The organism is Bacteroidota bacterium (assembly GCA_035506275.1).
GTDB lineage: Bacteria > Bacteroidota > Ignavibacteria > UBA10030 > UBA8401 > JAGVPT01.
The window spans coordinates 39,648-60,804 of sequence record DATJPT010000014.1; the positions used below are offsets into that span (position 1 = coordinate 39,648).

A 21,157-nucleotide genomic window follows, 5' to 3' on the forward strand; every position below is an offset into this window, starting at 1 on the left:
GTGGGAGACTTTTATGCGGAAGAATTAACAAAGCAATTCTACGACTGGGAAGTGAAGGGGAGGGGCTGGCTCTTGTGGGATTCGACGATTGAGCTCGAGCCTCCGTTCCAGCCGTTCCAATTCCATGCATCGCGCAGGGACGATCTCTTCATCGACGACGGCCGCAAATCGACCTTCCTCAGTAATCTGGCCGATGATCTTAAAAAGGCGTTCGGGAATGGGCCAAAGATGGAGCTGCCAGCGGAACCGGCGGCGGAGATCATGCCGACCGTCGATTCCGATGAGAGCGAATTGATAGAATTCGCCGTCACGCTCCCTTCCAACAGCGAATTGTCGCACGAATACGCCGAGCATTTTCTCCTTAGCCTAAGTTCCTGCTCTTCTCCCGTCAGCTTTGAGATTCTCGGAACGGAGGGTGCGATCATCGTCCAGTTCAGTTGCCGCGAGCGGGACGTTCGGTACGTGAAGCAGCAAATCAGGTCTTTCTTTCCCGATGCAACCGTCCAGGAGAAAAAATCATTTGCCGCAATCCTTGCCGAAGGTCACACCGTAATCGCCGATTGCGGGTTGAGCGATGAGTTCATGCGGCCGCTCCGCACGTATAAGAATTTCAGTCCCGACACGCTCACCACGATCTTCGGCGCTCTGGAGAATCTGGGACAGGGCGAGGTCGGCCTCGTGCAGGTTCTTTTCAAAGCGGCCGAGGCTCCCTGGGCATTGAGCATTCTGCGGGCGGTGCGGAACAACGACGGCAGTTCCTTTTTTATCGACGCGCCGGAAATGGTTGATCTTGCGGAACAAAAAATCGACCGGCCCCTCTTCTCGGTGATTCTCCGCCTTGTCGGACAAAGCCTTTCAAGCGAACGCGCCTGGGACATCGTGAGAGATCTTTACGCTGGGCTCCATCCGTTCACGGATCCTGCCTCCAATGAACTGATTCCCCTCACGAACGATGACTACGACGATGCGCTGCATTTCTATGACGTGAAAAATCGCACGTCCCACCGCAGCGGCATGCTTTTGAACAGCGACGAATTGCTCGGTCTCGTTCATCTTCCCTCGCCTTCGATCCATTCCTCAAAGCTCAAGCGGGATTCGGGGAAGACAAAAGCGGTTCCTTCCATTGCACGGGGGCACGCATTTGTTCTCGGTGAAAACCTCAACCGCGACTTAAAGACGAAAGCTTCTTTAAGCGTCGATCAAAGGCTCCGTCATGTTCATATCATTGGCAAAACGGGGACCGGAAAATCCACCCTCCTTCTCAATATGATCAAACAGGACATCGAAGGCGGAAGAGGAGTCGCCGTGCTCGACCCGCACGGGGACCTCGTGGAGAAGATCGAAGAAATTGTTCCCGAGAGAAGATTGGATGACGTGATTCTCTTTGATCCAAGCGATGCCGGATATCCTGTCGGCTTCAACATCCTTGAGGCCCGTTCCGACATAGAGCAGACCGTTCTCTCATCCGATCTTACGGAACTCTTCCGGCGCTTCTCGACGAGCTGGGGAGACCAGATGACAACCGTCTTATCGAACGCGATTGAAGCGGTGCTCGGCAGCATGGAAGGTGGGACGCTGCTAGAGCTGAAACGGTTCCTCTTGGAAAATGATTTTCGCCGCTCTATCCTCCGGGCCGGAGCCGATCCTGCCGTTATTTACTTTTGGGAGAAAGAGTATCCGCTTTTAAGAGGTGGCTCACAGATATCGATCATCACGCGGCTCGACGCGATTCTGCGTTCAAAGATCGTCCGCAATATCGTGGCGCAGAGGGAAGGGCTTGATTTCAGGAAGATCATCGAGACCGGAAAAATATTCCTGGCAAAGCTCCCGCAGGGAATCATAGGCGAAGAAAATTCTTACCTTCTCGGCTCGCTCATAGTTTCCAAGTTGCACCAGGCGGTCATGGGCAGGCAGGCAATGAGCGTAAGCGAACGCACGCCGTTCTTTCTGTATATCGATGAGTTCCAGAATTTTGCGACTCCTTCCATGATCTCGACGCTTTCAGGTTCACGAAAATACGGTTTTGGTTTGGTCTTGGCGCATCAGGACCTTCACCAGATCGCGGACGCAGCCTTGGAGAATTCGGTGATCACGAACCCTTCGACACGCATTTGTTTTGCGTTGGGGGACAACGATGCCCAAAAGCTGGCATCGGGTTTCACTCACTTCGACGCGACGGATTTGATGAATCTCGGCGTGGGGGAGGCAATCGTCCGGGTGGAGCGGAGCGACTATGATTTCAATCTCAAAACCTACGAAGTAACTCCGGTAGCGCCCGAGACGGCTTCAACGAGGCGTGAGAAAATAATCGCATTTACGAGAGAGCGGTACGGGCGCAAAGTGTCGCCTGTGGAGACCCAGAAGCCTCAAACCGAAACACCGCAACCGCAAAGTACCCCGGTCGAAATAAACCGAGCGCCGCAGCCGCGAGTCAAACCGAAAGAGGAGGACACTCCGAAACCGAGGCCAACTCCACCGCCTCAACGAGACTCGATTCCTTCCGGCGATCTTACGGCACGCAAGGACATTTCGCAGCACCGGTATTTCCAAACCTTGGTCAAAAAGATGGCCGAACAACGCGGCTATAAGGCCGTGATTGAAGAGCCGAGCGGTGACGGCGGGCGGGTGGATGTCGGTTTGGAACGGGATGGAAAACGTATTGCCGTTGAAATATCTGTCACGACAGGAGATGTACAAGAGCTTCATAATATAGAGAAGTGCCTCAAGGCGGGATATAATCCGGTCGTCGTTTGTTCAACGGACAAGAAGAACCTTGAGGCGATTAGGAAGCTGATGACAGAGAAGCTGCCACCTTCTGACCAGAGCAAAGTGCTTTTCTTCGAGCCTGAAGGGCTGTTCCTTTTTCTTGATAAACCGGGGGCTGTGGAGGTCACGAGCGAACAGAAGTTTAAGGGATACCGTGTCAAAGTGCACTATCAGGCCGTTTCCGAAAGTGAGAATAGGAGGAGGCGTGAAACGGTTGCCGAGGTCATCGGCCAAACATTAAAACGAATAAAGAAGGGTGCAAAGTGAGTATTTATCATTGCCATATTTTTTGAGGATTGAATTAAGACGGGTCGGTATCATGAGATTCTTGCGCCAGATTGAAATGTGCAGGGTGAGCGTGGTGAAAATGGCCACTTAGGAATTGTCTGGATATCAACACACCTAAGTGGCTACTATCCTCCTTGTTTATCGTGATCTTCTCGTGAATAGACCTTGACGCCCTCGGGGTGCGGAACATCATTGGAACTATCCCAGCTATCAAATTCTAAAATAGTGCCATCATCAAAAGTTATTTTGACAATGAATGCCCCCATGTGTTCAATTTCGAATCCTGAAACTTTCTTATTAATCAAACTCCTCAATCTTTTCTCCAGCAACTCTTGTTCTCTTAGAAGTTGTTCGTCTGGTGTTTCGCTTTTATTTCCAAATAATTCCATACACTGTCATTTAACACCTCTGTATCCTTGAAGTCAATCCAGTCCAATGATCTCTGCGGCCAACAAGATCAATGTAAATTGGACTTGAGAGTTCTTCTTTTACTACTAGCGCTTTGGGGCATGCACCATGAATGAAGACATTGATGCGCGGGCAATTCTAGAATTGCCATTTGTAAAACGGTTGATTTGGGTTTTGCAATTGTTCACACTAATGGTAGGCGGCCTCTTAATCTACGTATCATCAATTTTCGCCTCCACTCCTACCAAAGCCATACTTTTCTTTTTTGGGCTCTATATTTTCTTCCTTGGCCTACTCAGCATATTTAACAGATTTTCATATTTTTTTATCTCTGCAAAACACATAAAGGTTATAGCCGCTGCTCTTGCGGCATGGCCGACGATTGCATTCTTTCTCATACCACCCGGAACATTTCGTTGGCTGATAAGTGCAGGGATTGCATTTGCGTACGCAAGCCTCCTTCTTGTTTCTGGGATGATGTGGTTCTTTTTTGAACGCTTCTTCCCCGGCCAATACTATAAGAGCTATCAATCAGGAGAATACAGTGGCTGGAGTGCCGTTGGCGTGGTTGTCCTTGAGCACGGAGCTCCTGGATTCTACGGTCTCAAAATTCTTCGCAAACTCCGGACGGCAATCATGATGCAAGCGATGAATACTCCATTCTTTTTTGTAAATGTAGATTCATTCGGGAGGCGTTCAACAGATTTAACGCTTGAGGCCATAAATCGAACTCAGGCATTACTATTGATTGTTTCCGCCAAGGATCGGCCCTCAAACGAATTCAAATTGACGATACAGAATTATATGAGGATCTGCACCGGCCGAATTTTTGTCATTCAGGTGGAATCAACTCTTAAGATATCTACAAGCATTTTCGAAGGTCGGGGGATACAGACTTTCAATTTTCTTCCTTCATCAGAGGAAGCGGATCGACAGAGGATTTCAAGCATTATTTCAGAATTGACCAATGGACTGACCTCAACGGCAATCCCAATTGGCAAATCGGATGATGAACTTCCATCTGAACTTCTACTCCAAATTAGATTGCTTTCCACGGAAGGAATCCCATGCCTGGCTAACAACTACTTAAGATTCAGGCTTTCACAAAGCAATACAGAAAGGTTTCTGAATCTGCTAGATTGTATCGAGGTTATTCTTAAACTCTCGGTCATGTATCTTTCCGTAAGCCAATGGACAAGAGCTGCGGCCAATAATGCATATAGATACGACCTTGACCAGCCCGGGTTGGGACGTTGGATAGACTTGGTCAAAACGCTCGTTCCCGCAAGCACCAATGACGATATCATTCAGTGCATTAAAAATTTTCTGAGGCAGTCCCCGCACGAGGTTGCCAAAAAAGTGATAGAGGATATTTCGGTTGAAGGTTTGAAATGGACCGGTTCGCAGCCGACGACTTATCTGGAATGGCTGAAATGGTTCCGGTGGATTCGCAACATTACGCGCGGTCATGGCACGGTGGAAGAAGATCAAATTGCCGCCCACTGGCATGGATTTCACGCCATTTTTTTGGATATGGTTTTGAGACTTGACCCATTGCTCATCAAATGCTCATTCGTTCCATCAATGAAACCATTTGATGCGAATGTTATTAAGGGATGGCAACGTACGTCAGACGTCACAGGTACCGCACATGAAGAAGATCACTCGTGGGAGCCGCTATCTCTTATCGTAAAGAAGGAAGACACGAATGTCAGTTATTCGGTTTACCCCTTCGCGATATTGAAGGCTGGGGATGTCCTTTTCTGGAACGGAGCAAAAAAAGGAATTGTCGAATACATGAATTTTACCTCAGGCAAGCCTCACGCCTTTGATGATTTCCAGGGCACGAAACCTTACGATTTGTGGAAATCAAAAAATGCCCAGTACATCGAATTGAAATAAACACGCAATCGGCGAAGTGAAAGGAAAACGGGATAAATTGCCTGGATCATCGTTCAGTCCTACCGTCGCCTGAAAGAATCTCCGTAAAGAATAGCTCCAGCCTTGTTTTGAGTTTTCCTGTCGGAAAACTTTCATCTCTTTCCCACCGCCCCAGCGTTCCCGGATCGACGTTCAATTCAAGGGCCAACGCCCGCTGGCTCATTCCACGGACGTGCCTGTACGTGACGATCTTCTGCCCGGTCGTTTGTCCGTGGAAGAGCGGAGGGGTGTAGCCGAGGAATTGTGTTAGCCTAGGTATCAGGTGCACCATGGGATCTGTCCGGGCCCTCTCCCAATCATAAACCGAGGTTTCAGCGACTTTCCAGAATTTGAACTACTTCTCGTCGCAGAAGTCCCAGCTCAAGCTGCTGCTTATTGATATTATCTCCCCAGGTTTTAGAATTTGTCGAAATTCCCGAGGTTTTCGAGAAACGAGGATGATATAGCAAAAAAGGCCACCCAAATCTGAATGGTAAGTCCACTCATCCTGATGAACAATGCCTGCAATTTGCCCGACGGGATTACCAAGGGGTGGATTAATTCTGTTCTTGAGTGCACCATTTTTCACCTTCCAATAAGTTTGTTCGCATATTACCCTATCATCCTTGGTGAGCGCGATTGGAGGCGTTAACATAAACTGACTGAATTATGGTATCTCGGCTGCGTTCTCCCATGCGTACATCGTTGGTGCCCAGACTAAATGTCTTTCCAAGCGCTAATTTTTAGGAGGTGGACGCGAGCATGCGGGTTAAATTCTCAAAATCATACGGCCAGTTTGCTGTTGGACCAGGCTTCAGTTATCTCAATAATCCATCCATTTTAGTGGAGATTTCTCCATTTCCATCGGCGAAGGGGATATATAATGTAGAGGAGAATTTACCAGGATTCGAATATGGGTCGGTCCAAATCGACTATCATTTCACTATACAAGTCACGGAGGTGACGTATGGAAAGATTGGTATCGCCTCGAGTTAGTGTATTGATGCCGTTGTTGATCATTGCCTGCATGATTTCAGTTGTGCCGACAAATAGTAAAGATAAAGATTACGCTCATGGGGCAGACCACATCGTCACCGATTAGACTACTTTGGTAAACATAGTTGATATTAAGAAAAATGAGAAAACAAATTGGCAACCCGTACTGAATTGGTTCTATGGGCCGATTGAAGACGAGCACCTACCTGATCTCATCATTTTTATCAATAAGGTGGGTAATAAGGACACTGTTACGATGCAACTTCTCAAGGGGGAAAGGGCGTGGATCACCTTTGGGAGGAGCCATACATTTATGTTCTTGTCTTGGCTACTCATGATTTGAATATTCATGATTCCACAATGGTCTATAAATCCTATTCAACCTTCACTCTTAAAGATACTCGATCCCAGAAGGACTCACTTATGACTCGTCAGCGTACCTTCCCGGTAGACCCTACAGATTCATCCGTGGCTTTCATCATGACAAGAAACGTGCTTAACTATCAGACACCCCCAACGCGCTGGCCTTAAGCTCAATCCTGGGATTTGCCGCCTCACTAGTTGGTGGCACGCACCTTGGTAGTGAGGCAAATCAACCCAGCCCTGTATCGGATTCATCAATTAAGATCCGCTTGACTTATCTCGCATCGATTCCCCAAAAGGATTCGTTATTCTGTGCGACCGCAAAATTCAGCTTGGCTACAAATACAAAAGACCGGATCGAACTTGTGCCACCTTTTGGGAGGAAGCAGCCATTTGATTATATAAACTTCAATTTTGAGAATCCGGATAGGTCACGTTTAGGGGTAGGGTTTGCCGTGATGGATAATTTTTCCGATAATTCCAGTGCGAATATATTCTTGTTGGCACATTTGTATATTTTACGCCCCATGAAGCCTTACGACTCAAGGTGCCTTGGTTTAGTTGCAGGTACAAATCTCGGGAGCAAGATATTCGGCGACAACGCAGTGGTTGGGTTCAGGGCAAGCCTGGATTACCTCGATTGTTTAACTTCTTTGGTGGGATGGTCTTGGCAACCATTTTTCGATTATGCCGGGTTGGTAGTTGCAGTTTCAACACGCAATATAGATAAACAGGCGATTGGTACCTTCCCCATGCTGGGTATAGATTACAATTTCTAAGTGTGCCGCCGGCGCATATCTAATAATTAGATTGAACCCACATTGAGAAAAAGATAACGTCAATTTGATTACAGGACCTGGAACTATCACAAGATAAATAATCTGGAGCACACTCATTAAATAATAGTCGGCTTGTTTTTTCGTTGAAAAAATACAAAATGTGAATTGTTATCAGAAAGGAATACGGAAAATGTCCTCTGCAAAGAAGAAGGCGAGACTCGCCACGACAACATTATCGGCCAGAGTTACTCCTAAAATAATAAAAGGTCAAGCTAACTTTGGCTCAGATATTTTGCCTTTACATTTTCATGCGCCTTTGGATGAGAAGAAAATTCCTCCTCAACCATGGCAAAACCTCCCTCAGCCAACTGGCCAGTCACCTTTTCGCTTATCGCTGGAATCTGTTTTGTCGCCTGACGAGATTCAAAGAATCAATGCAACAGGGAAATTGGTGTTTCATACGGTTGGTGATACTGGGGGAGTCAATGAAACCACCGATATTGAGAATGTAGCTTCTTATATGGAAAAAGATTTTTCTCCTAACAAGGGAGAATCAAGCCCGGCCTTTTTTTACCATCTTGGCGATGTTGTGTATTATGAGGGGCAAGCGATGAATTACTTCGCTCAGTTCTATGAACCTTATATGCGCTACCCGGCTCCCATATTTGCAATTCCGGGGAACCATGACGGTGATGTGGATCCAACAACAGGAGAAAAATCATTGGATGCCTTTGTGAATAATTTCTGCGCGCGTGCCCCCATCCATACTCCTGAAGCAAAGGAGGCGCCGCGCGATGCGATGACTCAGCCTAATGTATATTGGACGCTCGAAACACCGTTAGCAACCATTATCGGTTTGTACAGCAATTGCCCTGAAGGTGGCGAGCTTAAGCCAGATCAAATTGCATGGTTTGAATCAGAGTTGATCGCCGCTCCGAAGGATAAAGCACTCATTGTGGCGGTTCACCATCCCATCTATTCCGCTTTCGGAGCCCATCCGGGAAGCCAGCATCTCAAGGATGTCTTTGAACAGGCTTGCGGGAAGGCAAATCGGATCCCGCATGCAGTGCTGTCCGGACACGTTCACAATTATCAACGTTTCAACGGTGAATTATGGGGGGAGGAAGTGCCTTTCTTTGTCATTGGCGCTGGAGGCTACAATCATCGGTTGCATGTACTATCAGAGAAAATTCATCGGACCAAGTTGCCAATTCAAATGCCAGGATCTGTTGGTACTTTAGAATGCTATTGCGACCAGAATCATGGTTACATGGTTGTTGAGATCACAAAAAAACAAATGGCCTTCAAATATTATGCCGTCCCCGAAACGGGCGCCTCTCCGACCAAGGCATTGAAGCCGTACGACACGATCACAATCGGCCTCAATTTGAAATAAATAAATAGGTTGGAGTCAGAAAAAAAGTTGAATGCAAAACGCAAAGAGCATCCAATCAAATACGGAGGAACAGAGTTCCCGATCCTGATCAGGTAGAAGGTTACACAGAACGCACTCGTTAATTCATTCCTAGAAAAATGGCAACGGGTGGATTTCTGACATATTTCGACCTGACGAATGATTAAAGATCGGAATCTAAGGCGTGAGTTTGAGCGCGATTAAGTTACTATTCAACTAAGAACATTTTATCTCCAATGCGTGACGAAACATCAATTTTCAGTTCTCGGAGAAATCCGAAAATTGACGGTTATCAACCCGACCCGAACATGTTTGGGGTCCATTTAGAGCTCTGCTCACCAATAATAAGAATGGCTGTATTAAGGCTTATGACGGATTTTAGAAATAACATTAGGATAGAGAATCTTGCAAAGGATCTGAATGTTCATCCAAGTCATCTTGAACGGCAGTTCAAAAACCAGAACGATACTATCACGCTGAAACAGCTGCTCATTGGATTTCGTCTACACTACGCAACTTTTCTTATATGTTTCGAAAATCTAAAATTAAACGAAATCGCGGAAAAAGCAGGATTTGCCAGTGCGAGAGACCTTTATCGGAGTTTTCGTCACCATCTTGGAATTACTGCAGCACATTACAAACAAAGTTGCAAATTCGAACACTTCAAGTCGATTTATGATAAAGGAACACGAATGCGAGCTGCAAGGCGAAATGTAGAGAAAAAATAAATGGCGCAAGAAATTGGCATTGACATGAGCCTTCTTTAATCGTAATTTCCTTTCAGTTGATATTGAGATGGAGGAATGGTGATATTTGTAAATGGTCTATGGAAAAAGCCATTTAGATCCTTCCGAAGCGGAAATCTAATCTACTTTCTTTTCAATAAACCGAAATTCCCCGCTTTTGTCCTTCTATTATTAAAGCCTCCATTGTTTGTTCTCTTTACTTCAGGACTGTTGCCTCTCGGGATATTCGGAACTTAGGGAGATCCGAAAAAGCAAAAAGTAATTTATTAAGTGATATTCTTTCCCGTTCCAGTGAGAAAGAGTTGATTTGCGAGATCGTTGTTGACTTATCAGTAGCTTGAGATTTGGCAACGACTGAAAAGAATCTTCAAAATGACCCATCTCTGGAATCTGGTTAAAGATGTAAACATTTTCCTAATTGCGTTCAGAAAAACGATATTAACCCTCAGCCGCGTAGACAAAACAACTGACAGAGGATATGAGATGAAAAAGTTTGGGGCAATATCATACACTTTATTAACAATCTTACTTTCTATTTCAGATGTTCAGGGCGAATGGAAGCAACTTCCAGTTGGTTCAACTCGTGGAGGCTTATGGACAGTTGCTATGGCTGGCTCAAACGTTTTCTCTGGAACCTCTGGAGGGATTTTTAGATCCACTAACAATGGTGTCACATGGACGAACGTAAGCAACATATACACTCTGTGCTTCACGCTGAAGGGGTCTGAATGTTTTGCGGGTACGGAGGACAAAGGTGTCATCGTTTCCACAGACAACGGCGAAACGTGGGTTCAACGAGATCTTGGATTCACGGCCTATATAGAGGCTTTGGCGACCATGGACTCGACTATCTTTGCCGGAGGAGAGGGGGGCATGTTCAGATCAACCGATGACGGCGCGAGCTGGACCGCTATTGAAAATGGCATGTCAGCTTATCAGGCAATGGTTACTGGTCTTGCTGTAGATGGCACAAGACTGCTAGCTACTACCCATGATGGTCTTATGATATCCACTGACGAGGGCGATAGTTGGGCCAATCTCGTCAGTAACGGCTTGCCGTCTGGATTGACAAACTGTATCCTCATACACAACTCCATCGCACTGGAGGGGACGCCAAGCGGCGTGGTAAGATCCACCGATGATGGAATATCCTGGAATTCTGATAATACTGGGTTGCCTAAAGTGTCAGGGTCCTACGTCCCAATTCTTTCGTTAGCAGCGAATCAAAATATGATATTTGCAGGAACAAGCTCTGGACTCTATATCTCTATGGACAGTGGCGCTACATGGAATTCTTCAAACGATGGCTTACCGGGAAATCAGATTTTCTCAATCGCAATAGAAGATACGACTCTTTTCGTAGCAACAATTAACAATGGAGTATTCCGTTCAATTGATAATGGTGCAAGCTGGACTTCCACGTCTTCAGGGATTGTTCTATCAGAAGTAAATTCGATTGCAGGCAATGGTTCTGACGTTTTCGCGGTGATGGATCACAATTCATTATACTCCTCTACCGATAATGGCGCAACGTGGGCTGCAGATACGGCCCTACACGGCGGGATTATTAGTTCGTTAACAGTGCTTGGTCAAGATGTTTACGCGATGACGAATAGTGGAATCTATGTATCATCGGACAAAGGCAAAACGTGGAATACGATTAATGGCGGAGTGATAGATACGACTCATCCATCGATGCTTGTCCAAAGCGCTTCAAATCTCGTGTCGGCAACTCAGGATAGCGGAGGAGTTTTTCTTTCATCAGACAATGGCACAACATGGAAAAATGTAGGCCAATACCTACCTGAGTTAGCCTCTTTGGCAACGTCAGGTTCAAATGTCGTCGCTGGGACACATGACGGCGTTTATCTTTCAACGGATAACGGCGAAACTTGGTCCAATGGGAACGACACCTTAATAAACATCAACACGCTGGCATCAGCTGGTTCAATTGTCTTTGGTGGACGGTATTTTTGGCCATTTCCAATTGGCTTCTCGCCTCCGAGCCCCCCTGGAGGAGTCTTTCTTTCTACGGATGGAGGCCTAACGTGGTCGCCCTTTAGTTCCGGCATTCCTTTTAATCCACAAGTTTATGCAATCGCCGTACATGGTAAGTATGTATTTGCTGGCGCCGAACCGGGACTTTATACCTCCACTATCAGCAATAACAATTGGGTCAACATGGGAGAGAATCTGCCAGACGGACCCGTCTTGTCATTATTCATCAATGACTCAAGCGTTTTTGTCGGAACAGAACTTAGCGGTATTTGGTGTGCCTCACTTTCTGCAGTAACAGGTGTCAATCAACCTATTGCCTCTGTTATACCGGGGTCGTTTCAACTGGAACAAAATTATCCAAATCCATTTAACCCATCCACAACGATCAGCTATCAAATCTCAGAGGTCGCCAACGTGAAGTTGAGAGTTTATGACATCCTTGGCAGACAAGTTGCAACCCTAGTCGATGCCAAACAATATCCAGGAAATTACAAAGCAGTGTTTAACGCGGGAAACATTGCGAGTGGCGTTTACTTCTACAGGCTTGAGGTTAAGAACTATATGGCTGCCCGAAAGATGGCAGTAATAAAATAATATGTTCCTTTAACCAACAATTGGAAGAAAAGGAGAGGAATAAATGTTAGCGTTCAAATAACTATGGGCGGCGTAGTGGCGCCGCCCATAGCCTAGTATCGGCAAATAACTCGGCTAAACCCTGCTATCCCCGTTTTTAAGGGATGCGTATGCCATTTTATTTGCTATCAGTAATAGTAACGAATTAAAACTCAAAATTCAAGACATAAGGAGAAAACTCAAATGAAACCGATCAAAATGCTTTTTGTTTTTGCCCTTTTTTTCGTCTTCAGCTCTTTGAGCTTAGCACAGCAGAACCATGCCATGCAAGTGGTACATAGCCGGACGCCAGGCATTGTCAAGCAACTTTCTTTGAAATCCATCAGCCGCATGGATCCAACGGTTCGCTTGAATCTTGTTTTTTGCCTTCCACTACGCAATCAACAGGCTCTCACGACTTTGCTCCATGACCTTTACGATCCAACGAGTCCGCGGTATCACCAATTCCTGTCTCACTCAGAATTCATTTCGGAATTCAGTCCAACTGAGACAGATTATCAATCAGTGATTTCATTTGCTAAGGCTAATGGACTCCTCGTTACGAATACTGTCCCGGACAGGATGCTCATAGATGTAAACGGTTCTGTTCCTGATATTCAAAAAGCTTTGAACGTCAACATGGTAATTTACAAACATCCAACGGAAAATCGAGAATTCTATTCATCGGATGTCGAACCGTCAGTAAACTTATCGGTACCAGTTCTTGCGATAAGGGGGTTAGATAATTATGAAATACCTCGCCCCGCAGATTTAAAAGTTAACCCTACTCAAACAGCTGTCCTTCCCGCGGTTGGAAGCGGGCCGAACGGAACGTACATCGGAAATGATTTCAGGACTGCATATGTTCCAAGCGTTTCGCTAAATGGTCACGGCCAGGCGGTTGGACTTCTCGAATTTAATTCGGGTTTTTATCAGAGCGATATAACTGCTTATGAACAACTCGCCGGTCTTCCAAATGTTCACATAAGTTCAGTTTTGTTGGATGGATGCAGTGGTACTCCTGACCAAAATGATATAGAGGTATCGATTGACATTGAGATGGCGATATCTATGGCTCCTAATTTGGATTCAGTGACAGTCTATGAAGGAGAATTCAGTACAGATATTCTGGAAGCTATGGCATCAAATACTTCCATCAAACAGTTTAGTGCATCGTGGGCCTTTTGGGAAGATTACTCGTCGGATCCTCAATGGTTCGCTACCCTTTCCGCACAAGGCCAATCTTTTTTTAATGCTTCAGGTGATTGGGGTGCATGGGGCTCTTACTATGGGTCTGCGATTGACGATCCCAACGTTACGATTGTAGGCGGAACAGTCCTATCCACGACGGCGCCTGGTGGTGCTTGGTCATCGGAAACAGCGTGGATTGCAAGCGGAGGCGGAATTTCCTCCAACGGAATTGGACTCCCAAGTTATCAGCAGGGCATTGCTAATTCCGCCAATGGCGCATCAAATACTTATCGAAACGGACCTGATGTTGCCATGAATGCCACCAATGTTTGGGATATTTATAACAATGGATCGGCGGAAGCCGTACAAGGTACTAGTGTATCATCCCCACTGTGGGCTGGTTTCATGGCCTTAGCCAATCAACAAGCTGTGTCACTTGGTGATGGTCCGCTCGGCTGCATAAATTACGCGATTTACCCGCTCGGTGAAGGAAACGCATACACCTCTGCTTTCCACGACATAACAACTGGAAATAATAATAAATATGGAAACTTCGGATATAATGCAGTATCCGGTTACGATCTCGTTACAGGTTGGGGCTCTCCAAAAGGTCAAACACTGATTAATTTTCTCTCTAACCCTGTTTGGGGAGGTACGAAACTTTTATCGTCAAGTTATACAGTCCCAAGCGGACAATCTTTGATAATTGAGCCGGGTGCAAACCTGAAATTTGCAAGTGGAGCTTCCCTTGTTGTAAACGGCATGCTGGAAGCCGTAGGTACCTCCTCCCAGCCGATCGCATTCACCTCAACAGGCTCAACATCTCCAGGTAGTTGGGGGTCGATTCAGTTAAACGGTTCCGCTGCAAACAGCTCAACTATCAGCTTTGCAAATATCCAGTATGGAACAGAGGTGGATGTAAACACTGCTAATAATGTTACCATACAAAATTGTAATATCACAAATAATTTGCTGAATGGCATAAATGTCACGTCGTCCTCTAATTTTACCGCACAATATAACACAATCAAGAATACAAACGCCTATCATGGAATTATTATCACGGGCGGTTCAAATAACAATTGTTATTATAATGTTATTTCCAAAACGAATCATGGGCACAACGGAGCCGGAATACTGTATTCTGGTTCGAGCGGAACAGTCGGAGAGAACGATATTGATTATTATAATTGGGGTATTGCTGGTATCTGGGGCGCATCACCTAGTGCGGACCTTGACCAAGCTGGAATTAAAAACAACCGCGTTACGAACTGCTTGATTGGGCTTTATATGTATCATCTGAGTTATGGTGAATTTGGAGTCAGCACTTCATATCCTTCATGGGGTTTAAATAGTATTTACAATAATAGTAGCTATAATGCCCTTGTTGGCGATGGGAGTACTGCGAGCGGACTTTATGCAGAGTGCGATTGGTGGGGGAGCTATCCTCCTAATTCATCGTTGTGGTACGTATACTCGGGGTGCTACGGTTACTTTACTTATCCGCTTACCGCTGACCCATGGGCTGGATATCCCACTCCGTCCATCAAACAGATTGAGAATAGTCTCGAAGTTACACCGCGCATAGCTCAAAACAATAGCCACAGCAGTCCCATGAACTCAATTCAAAATCCTGTTGCAGTTCAATCAAATCTTCCAGATTCTCTTTTAATTGGAGTAGCACTACGGGATCAGAATAACTTCACAGCAGCAAAAGATTTCTTCCTGTCATACCTGAATTCGCATCCGGATAACCAAGCGGCTTATGTGTATCTCTACAGCTGTGCGGATAGTGCAACGACACCGGCCATCATCCAGTATTTCACCAATCTGCCGAAGCAAGCCGCCCCCGACCACAAGCTCCTCTTGGCCAATCTGTATCTTATGCAGGGCAATGTTACTTCAGCTAAACAGGTTAACAATGCCATTATAGCTGCAAATCCAAATACGCCTCTTGCAGTAAGAGCAGAGCTCAACAACCTATCCATCGCGTTATATTCTGAGAACGACGTTAGCACTGCTTCAGCAATTCTGACTCAGGTAGAGAGTCAGGCCAGCTTAACAACCCCGATGGAATTATCGACTGCTGAAGCCGCATTCAAGTATTACGTTAATCCCCAGACAGGACAAATGTCCAATAGCAGCGCTGGACAAAGTGGTAGTTCAACCGATGTAGTTCAATCTAATGATACTGGGTCTCTTCAGAATTATCCCAATCCTTTCAACCCGACGACCACCATCAGTTACCAAATTCAGAATAGTGGTCATGTCACGATCAAGGTATTTGATGTTCTGGGGAGAGATGTAACGACATTGGTAGATGAATTCAAGCCAGCTGGCCGCTATACCGCGCAATTCGATGCCTCTCGTCTTGCAAGCGGCATTTACTTCTATTCGATCAAGTCGAGCAATTACAATGCTGTGAAAAAAATGTTATTGCTCAAGTAACTCAATTCTTTTTTTGTCGTGTAAACAATCCCCGAAACAGATGATGTTTCGGGGATTGTTTATCTATTAATATGTCCCTCCGTCCACTGAATGAATCTCCCTGAAGAACGGCTCAAGTCTTAATTTGAGTTTTCCTTTTGGAGAACTTTCATCTCTTTCCCACCTTCCCAATGTCCCCGGGTCGACTCTGAGAATGAGGGCCAATGCGTGTTGGCTCATTCCCCGGACTTGCCGGTACGAGACGATCTTCTGTCCGGTCGTTTGTCCGGTGAAGAATGGAGAGGTGTAGCCGAGGAACTGGGTTATCCGGGGTATCAGGTGCACCATGGGTTCTCTCCGGCTCTTTTCCCAGTTGTATACCGTATTCGTTGATACTTTCAGCAACTGGGCAACGTGCGTTGCCCCCCATCCGAGTTGAAGCCTTCTCTTTTTTATATGGTCTCCTACCGTCTTCGGCGGTTCGGTATATTGCATTTTTTGAGGTATTTTGGCCAAAAGACGGATATGGCAAAAGGCAACGCAGGGATGTCGGTGAGGAAATTGCAGCAAACCAAATCATAGATGCATTTGTACGCCAAATTTTAAGTGCAAAAGTACATGACAGGGACATCGAGACAAATACCTGATTCACGATATTGCGCTTGCCAATCTCATTCCTATTTTTTGGCGTCTATATGAACTGCCTTTTCAGAAAGACAATTCGGGGAATTAGATGCAACCATTCTTATAAATAATTCTCCATTTCATCAGAGAGTTCGGATATATATACACGAAGGAGCGTATATATGGATTTTTGGAGTTGAATATGCTCTAAGGTGAAGTTTGCTTTGATCTAATCCTACAGAGGATATTCATATCATCTAAGATTTTGGAAAAGTAATGGTAAAGTCCATATATAGTTCTTTTGATCCTAAAATGGTCCGAGCCGCTCTTTTGGCAAAACTGCATTAGGATTTTCACAATGGAGGGCAGTGTAAATACCAATATCAATTCATGGGGCATAGGGGTATAATTGCCTAAATCTGTAACTAAACCATAGTCATAATGTATTTCACGTTCAATAATTATTATTAACTAAACTGTATGAGGAGAAAAAATGGTTAACAAAATTGCAATTCAAGTGACCATTAACGGCGGGGCGGGCGGTCTTCACCTTAATTTCAATATTGGCCTAGCCGGTGTCATAAATACCGACCATTCTCAGATACTCAACATTAATCTGAACAGTGGTCATTACACGATAATCGTTTCTGGATCGGCACCTTCGGGAGGCTCTGTTCAGGCAGTTTTTTCCGTTGTTGGAGGAGGAGTTTTGACAACCTCTCCCTTATATTCGAGTTCCTCTTTTGTGGACATGCTTTCCTTTGATGTTCCTTAAGGAGGCTAGATCATGAATAGTTTATATCTGATTTGTGCTTGTTTATTCGTAGTTCCGGATCTGACGATGTCCCAAGTGGGGCAATTTCAGGACTCATCAGCTGCGGCCAAAAATCCGATAGACTCTCTGATTTCGGTTTCCATTCAAAGGGCGAAAAATAGCTACAAAGTGAGTGCCAACTCGCAGCCGCAAAGCAGAAATTCCGAGACTTCCAACAAAATAGTCCAATTCTATGAGAGTGCCGTTAAGGGGAATTTTTTTTCTGGGGGGAACGGAAAGTATGAATTTAAAGCGTCATTATACGGTCTCGAAGGTGTATTCCATGATTCTCTTTGGACAGTGGACACTGTCTACTTGCGTGGGGGGAACTATTGGACTAGAAATACCAACATTTCAGTAAATCTTTCCAGTGATCAAAATGGGGGAATTAATGGTCTCACTCCCACCATCAATTGCGCGATCATAAATAATAGAGATAGAACAACAAAGAATTTTTTTGACGCTTTGGAACCGTATTGGACCAAAATTGACGGAGTTTTGCTCCCGGCAAGTTCGGTCCTCAATACAATGTCGAATCATGCAATGCGAGATAGTCTTCAAATTAATCTGAGGAATTGTTTACAACACAAGGATTTTTCGGGTCTTGATCGGTTTTGGTTAAGTTATATTGATGTCGATTCGTTAAAGAAAATCTTGAGTTCAATTAATGATTATTATGAAGATGTGGCTAAGTCTGTGGATCAAAGCTCGCTTTGGACAATTGGTGTTGGAGGGGGATTCCCAAAGGGGGCAGGGGATTCATTATTCCTGAACACTGAATATCATCATGGCCTGTTTGAGGGAAAGGACTTAGTGTTGAGTGGTACATTGGCTGTCGAGGATACGGCAAATAACGGGTTATCGAAAATAAATAGAATCCAATGGCTCCTGTCAGCCGGAAGTGATTTTGTAATTTTGAGAGCGAATAAAGACTCCTCTTTGGTTGAAGGAAACTTTTCGCTTCAAGACGAGGGAATACCGATGGGATTGAAGAAAGGTGAGAACAATAATGAATTTGATCTGGCCCTGACCATTACTCCCTTAATATCGAAGAATCTTTACTTGCCTTTTACTATCAAATACGATCCGAGGATGCACAATTTTCTTGGATTTTTAGAATTGCAGTTTGATTTCAAACCCCCAAGTTCGAACGCTGTCGGTAGTGAGTAATGGAATAACAGTAATTACAAAAGGATCCAGGTGCGCAAAATGGAAAAGGTCAATATTTTTTTGGACAATGGATTTTTTCTGCCTAGTGACCGAGCAAATAAATATTCCTGTGCACATTTGGCAAAAAGGGGGCCTTCGAGTTTGTTTAATGCGACGAATTCAACTGGTCGGTCATAGTGGTTTATCCGGGAAAACATGCAACGATGTGAGGGCGTGAGAATGTTGAGATGCGGATTATGTCCTTTTCATAGGAATATTCAATACTAGTTGCCGATACCTTTTTTGGGTAATGCGACGAGATAAAATAGGAGAAGGAGTATGGAAAATGATGCTAAGTTATCGCCGCGCTGGTGGTTGGTGGGGTCAATTCTTTTTCTTTTGGTTGCGGTCGCAGGATATGTCTTATGGCACAATTACCATCAGGGGGCGAAAGACAATAGACTTAGCCGCTCTGAAATTGCTGAAGCGATAGCGATTTTGAAGAGCGATTCATCGAAATCGGACTTGGATCGGAAGAAAAATGCGATTGATTACGTAATGAAGAAAATGAAGCCCATATCTCATGCAGAGGAGGACAGCGTTCGAAGTGAGCTGATGAGTTATTCCGTAGACAAACTACAACTGAAGCTTGATGCTATTTATATTCGCACTCAGTCGTATTTCTGGCTGAGCGGAGATGAGAAGTACATCGAGGTGATCTTTTGGACGATTTTTGGCGTCCTGGCAAGTGTATTGTATTTTAGCTCAGAAGCCATGAGAGGTCTTGAATTCCGGAAGGAAGAATTCTATGTGTACGTGGCAAAAGTCTTTTATGCACCCCTGATCAGCCTTGTAATTGTGTTCAGCTACTCATTACTCACGGCGAGTAATGATGTAAAATATGATTCCACATCTGTTGAGCTGCTCGCTATTTCTTTTGTTTTGGGATTTTTTTCTGGCCGGGCGATCGAGCTTCTCAACCGGCTCAAGGAAGTAATACTGCCTGCTGGTAAGAGTCCATCCTCCGAAAAGCAAATTACACTGACCGGCAAGATTGTTATTCCTCCCGAAGCAACAGATATTGATCCATCGAAAATTGAGGTCACGCTTGCTTCGAGCGCTAATCCGACGCAGAAAAACCAGGTCGTAGCAGATGTAAATGGAAGATACACCTTCACAGGGATCAAGGAGGGAATCTATGATATATCTGCATTAGCGCAAGGCAAAAGCAAAGCATATACAGCATCTGTCCCGAAGCGAAAGCTATCAAATGACAAACCGGATGATGTCGAGAACTTGACGCTTTCCTAATTATTATTGTAATTCACGGTTCCCTACTTGATTTGTTCGAAATTTAGATTCAATTCTTTGGTGGATGTAATTACGAAATATTGAACATAGTGGAGGATACGACCATGAAGCCGAGATTTCTCATTCTGCTAATCCTACTGACCTCGTGCTCTTCCGGCTTTGCGCAAGATATTTATCATGACTGCGGAATGGAGGGTAATGCAAAGCAAAGTAATGCGAAAGTGCTCAACAAGAAGAAGAATCGCTATGACATTCCAAAAGATTCTGACTATGACACAAAAGTTACACTGAAGGCCATGCTTGAACCTGGTGATGATGAAACGAGGTGGAGTGATGCTAAAGCAGGGGAAATCACCGGTTATGTAATTAGTGTTTCAAAAGGAGGAATTGAAACGTGTAATTGCAAAGCTACAGATCCATTTTATATGGATACACATATTGAGCTTCTGCTCGATCCGAAGCATCAGGATAAGACGAGCCGAGTCATAGTAGAAGTTACTCCAAGGTTTAGGAAAATGATGCAAGACAAACAAATTGACTGGACTACTGAAGGCTTGAAGAAAACAATATTGAAAAAATGGATTAAGGTTCAGGGCTGGCTGTTGTTTGACGAAGAACACAAGGCTGAAGCTAAGAATACCAATCCAACAAATAAGAAAGATTGGCGAGCAACTGCGTGGGAAATTCACCCTTTGACTAACATTGAACTCCTTTCGAGTCCAAAATAATTCAATAATAAGGCTGGTGTATCCGATGCTTTACGCAATTCTTGGCTCACTTTGGTTCTGGATTCCTTTCGGATGGCTTTTTCTGATTGCGGTTTTGTCGTTACGAGAATTTAAAATTCACGGCACCCGCTCAGAGCCCTATTCATTAAAAATGATTCGAGAATCTATCTCGACCGGAATTACTGTCGTAGGCATATTTATACTAGGCCTGGCGACACTTGTGATTTGGTTACGCGAACATTACGGCCAAGGAGTATCCACCGAGATTGTACCTGTCTTCGTGGCGATTTTCTTTTTTTCCGGTGCCCTCATTGTTGCGCTGTATCTTCTCTATTACAGTGCCACCGAATTTGAAGATGAAAATAAAATGATTGCCAAGAATAAGAAGAACCATCTATTTATGATTTGGTACGGCCTTGCCGCACATTTAGTTCTTGTAGGTGTCTTTGTCCTTTTTTCCTATTTCGGTTTCATATTTAGAATTGATAAACTTCATTTCGTACAACTAGAACAGACTGGACCGAATTACAAACATGATCAAGTGAATATCGGTGCGGATTCATCCGCATCACGAAACAAAGATTCGCTCGTTCTTTTTCCACAAATCCGAAAGGGAAAATAGT

The 21,157-nt window shown here is 44.9% G+C and carries 15 protein-coding genes; 12 read left to right on the forward strand and 3 right to left on the reverse strand.

The window, feature by feature from the left end; translation table 11 throughout:
• Positions 1-3,033, forward strand: coding sequence for a type IV secretion system DNA-binding domain-containing protein (locus VMF88_10655; protein HTY11521.1), 3,033 nt, complete (start codon positions 1-3; stop codon positions 3,031-3,033).
• Positions 3,034-3,179: 146 nt separating this feature from the next.
• Here VMF88_10655 and VMF88_10660 read toward each other — a convergent pair whose 3' ends face one another.
• On the reverse strand, positions 3,180-3,443 hold the full coding sequence (locus tag VMF88_10660; GenBank protein ID HTY11522.1) for a hypothetical protein: 264 nt from the start codon (positions 3,441-3,443) through the stop codon (positions 3,180-3,182).
• A gap of 127 nt (positions 3,444-3,570) precedes the next feature.
• On the opposite strand from VMF88_10660, the gene VMF88_10665 reads away from it, so the two are divergent.
• Positions 3,571-5,364, forward strand: a complete 1,794-nt coding sequence (locus VMF88_10665; GenBank protein ID HTY11523.1) for a hypothetical protein — start codon at positions 3,571-3,573, stop codon at positions 5,362-5,364.
• A 46-nt stretch (positions 5,365-5,410) separates the two neighbouring features.
• On the opposite strand, the gene VMF88_10670 is transcribed toward VMF88_10665, so the two are convergent.
• Complete coding sequence (locus VMF88_10670; protein HTY11524.1) at positions 5,411-5,674, reverse strand: helix-turn-helix transcriptional regulator; 264 nt, start codon at positions 5,672-5,674, stop codon at positions 5,411-5,413.
• 1,399 nt (positions 5,675-7,073) lie between these two features.
• On the opposite strand from VMF88_10670, the gene VMF88_10675 reads away from it, so the two are divergent.
• From VMF88_10675 to VMF88_10695, 5 genes are all read left to right on the forward strand, one after another.
• Entirely contained in the window at positions 7,074-7,520 is a 447-nt protein-coding gene (locus VMF88_10675) for a hypothetical protein (protein HTY11525.1), read from the forward strand.
• A gap of 190 nt (positions 7,521-7,710) precedes the next feature.
• On the forward strand, positions 7,711-8,916 hold the full coding sequence (locus VMF88_10680) for a metallophosphoesterase (protein HTY11526.1): 1,206 nt from the start codon (positions 7,711-7,713) through the stop codon (positions 8,914-8,916).
• A gap of 254 nt (positions 8,917-9,170) precedes the next feature.
• Positions 9,171-9,662: a helix-turn-helix transcriptional regulator gene (locus VMF88_10685; GenBank protein HTY11527.1), complete on the forward strand. Its 492-nt coding sequence runs from the start codon at positions 9,171-9,173 to the stop codon at positions 9,660-9,662.
• A 390-nt stretch (positions 9,663-10,052) separates the two neighbouring features.
• Positions 10,053-12,272: a T9SS type A sorting domain-containing protein gene (locus tag VMF88_10690; GenBank protein HTY11528.1), complete on the forward strand. Its 2,220-nt coding sequence runs from the start codon at positions 10,053-10,055 to the stop codon at positions 12,270-12,272.
• 222 nt (positions 12,273-12,494) lie between these two features.
• Positions 12,495-15,929 carry a protease pro-enzyme activation domain-containing protein gene (locus VMF88_10695; protein HTY11529.1) on the forward strand — a complete coding sequence of 1,145 codons (3,435 nt, stop codon included), beginning with the start codon at positions 12,495-12,497 and terminating at the stop codon, positions 15,927-15,929.
• A gap of 66 nt (positions 15,930-15,995) precedes the next feature.
• Here the strand turns inward: VMF88_10695 and VMF88_10700 are convergent, their stop codons facing one another.
• On the reverse strand, positions 15,996-16,403 hold the full coding sequence (locus tag VMF88_10700) for a helix-turn-helix transcriptional regulator (GenBank protein ID HTY11530.1): 408 nt from the start codon (positions 16,401-16,403) through the stop codon (positions 15,996-15,998).
• Between the two features lie 622 nt (positions 16,404-17,025).
• Here VMF88_10700 and VMF88_10705 point away from each other — a divergent pair.
• The 5 genes from VMF88_10705 to VMF88_10725 all read left to right on the forward strand — a co-directional run bounded on the left by VMF88_10705 (position 17,026) and on the right by VMF88_10725 (position 21,156).
• A complete protein-coding gene (locus VMF88_10705) occupies positions 17,026-17,307 on the forward strand; it encodes a hypothetical protein (protein ID HTY11531.1) in 282 nt (93 codons plus the stop codon).
• 12 nt (positions 17,308-17,319) lie between these two features.
• On the forward strand, positions 17,320-18,516 hold the full coding sequence (locus tag VMF88_10710) for a hypothetical protein (protein ID HTY11532.1): 1,197 nt from the start codon (positions 17,320-17,322) through the stop codon (positions 18,514-18,516).
• 318 nt (positions 18,517-18,834) lie between these two features.
• Positions 18,835-19,806: a carboxypeptidase-like regulatory domain-containing protein gene (locus VMF88_10715; GenBank protein HTY11533.1), complete on the forward strand. Its 972-nt coding sequence runs from the start codon at positions 18,835-18,837 to the stop codon at positions 19,804-19,806.
• 104 nt (positions 19,807-19,910) lie between these two features.
• Positions 19,911-20,534 carry a hypothetical protein gene (locus VMF88_10720; protein ID HTY11534.1) on the forward strand — a complete coding sequence of 208 codons (624 nt, stop codon included), beginning with the start codon at positions 19,911-19,913 and terminating at the stop codon, positions 20,532-20,534.
• Positions 20,535-20,559: 25 nt separating this feature from the next.
• The gene (locus VMF88_10725; protein HTY11535.1) at positions 20,560-21,156 is read left to right on the forward strand and encodes a hypothetical protein; all 597 of its coding nucleotides are present in this window, start codon (positions 20,560-20,562) and stop codon (positions 21,154-21,156) included.
• The last annotated feature ends 1 nt before the right edge of the window (position 21,157 follow it).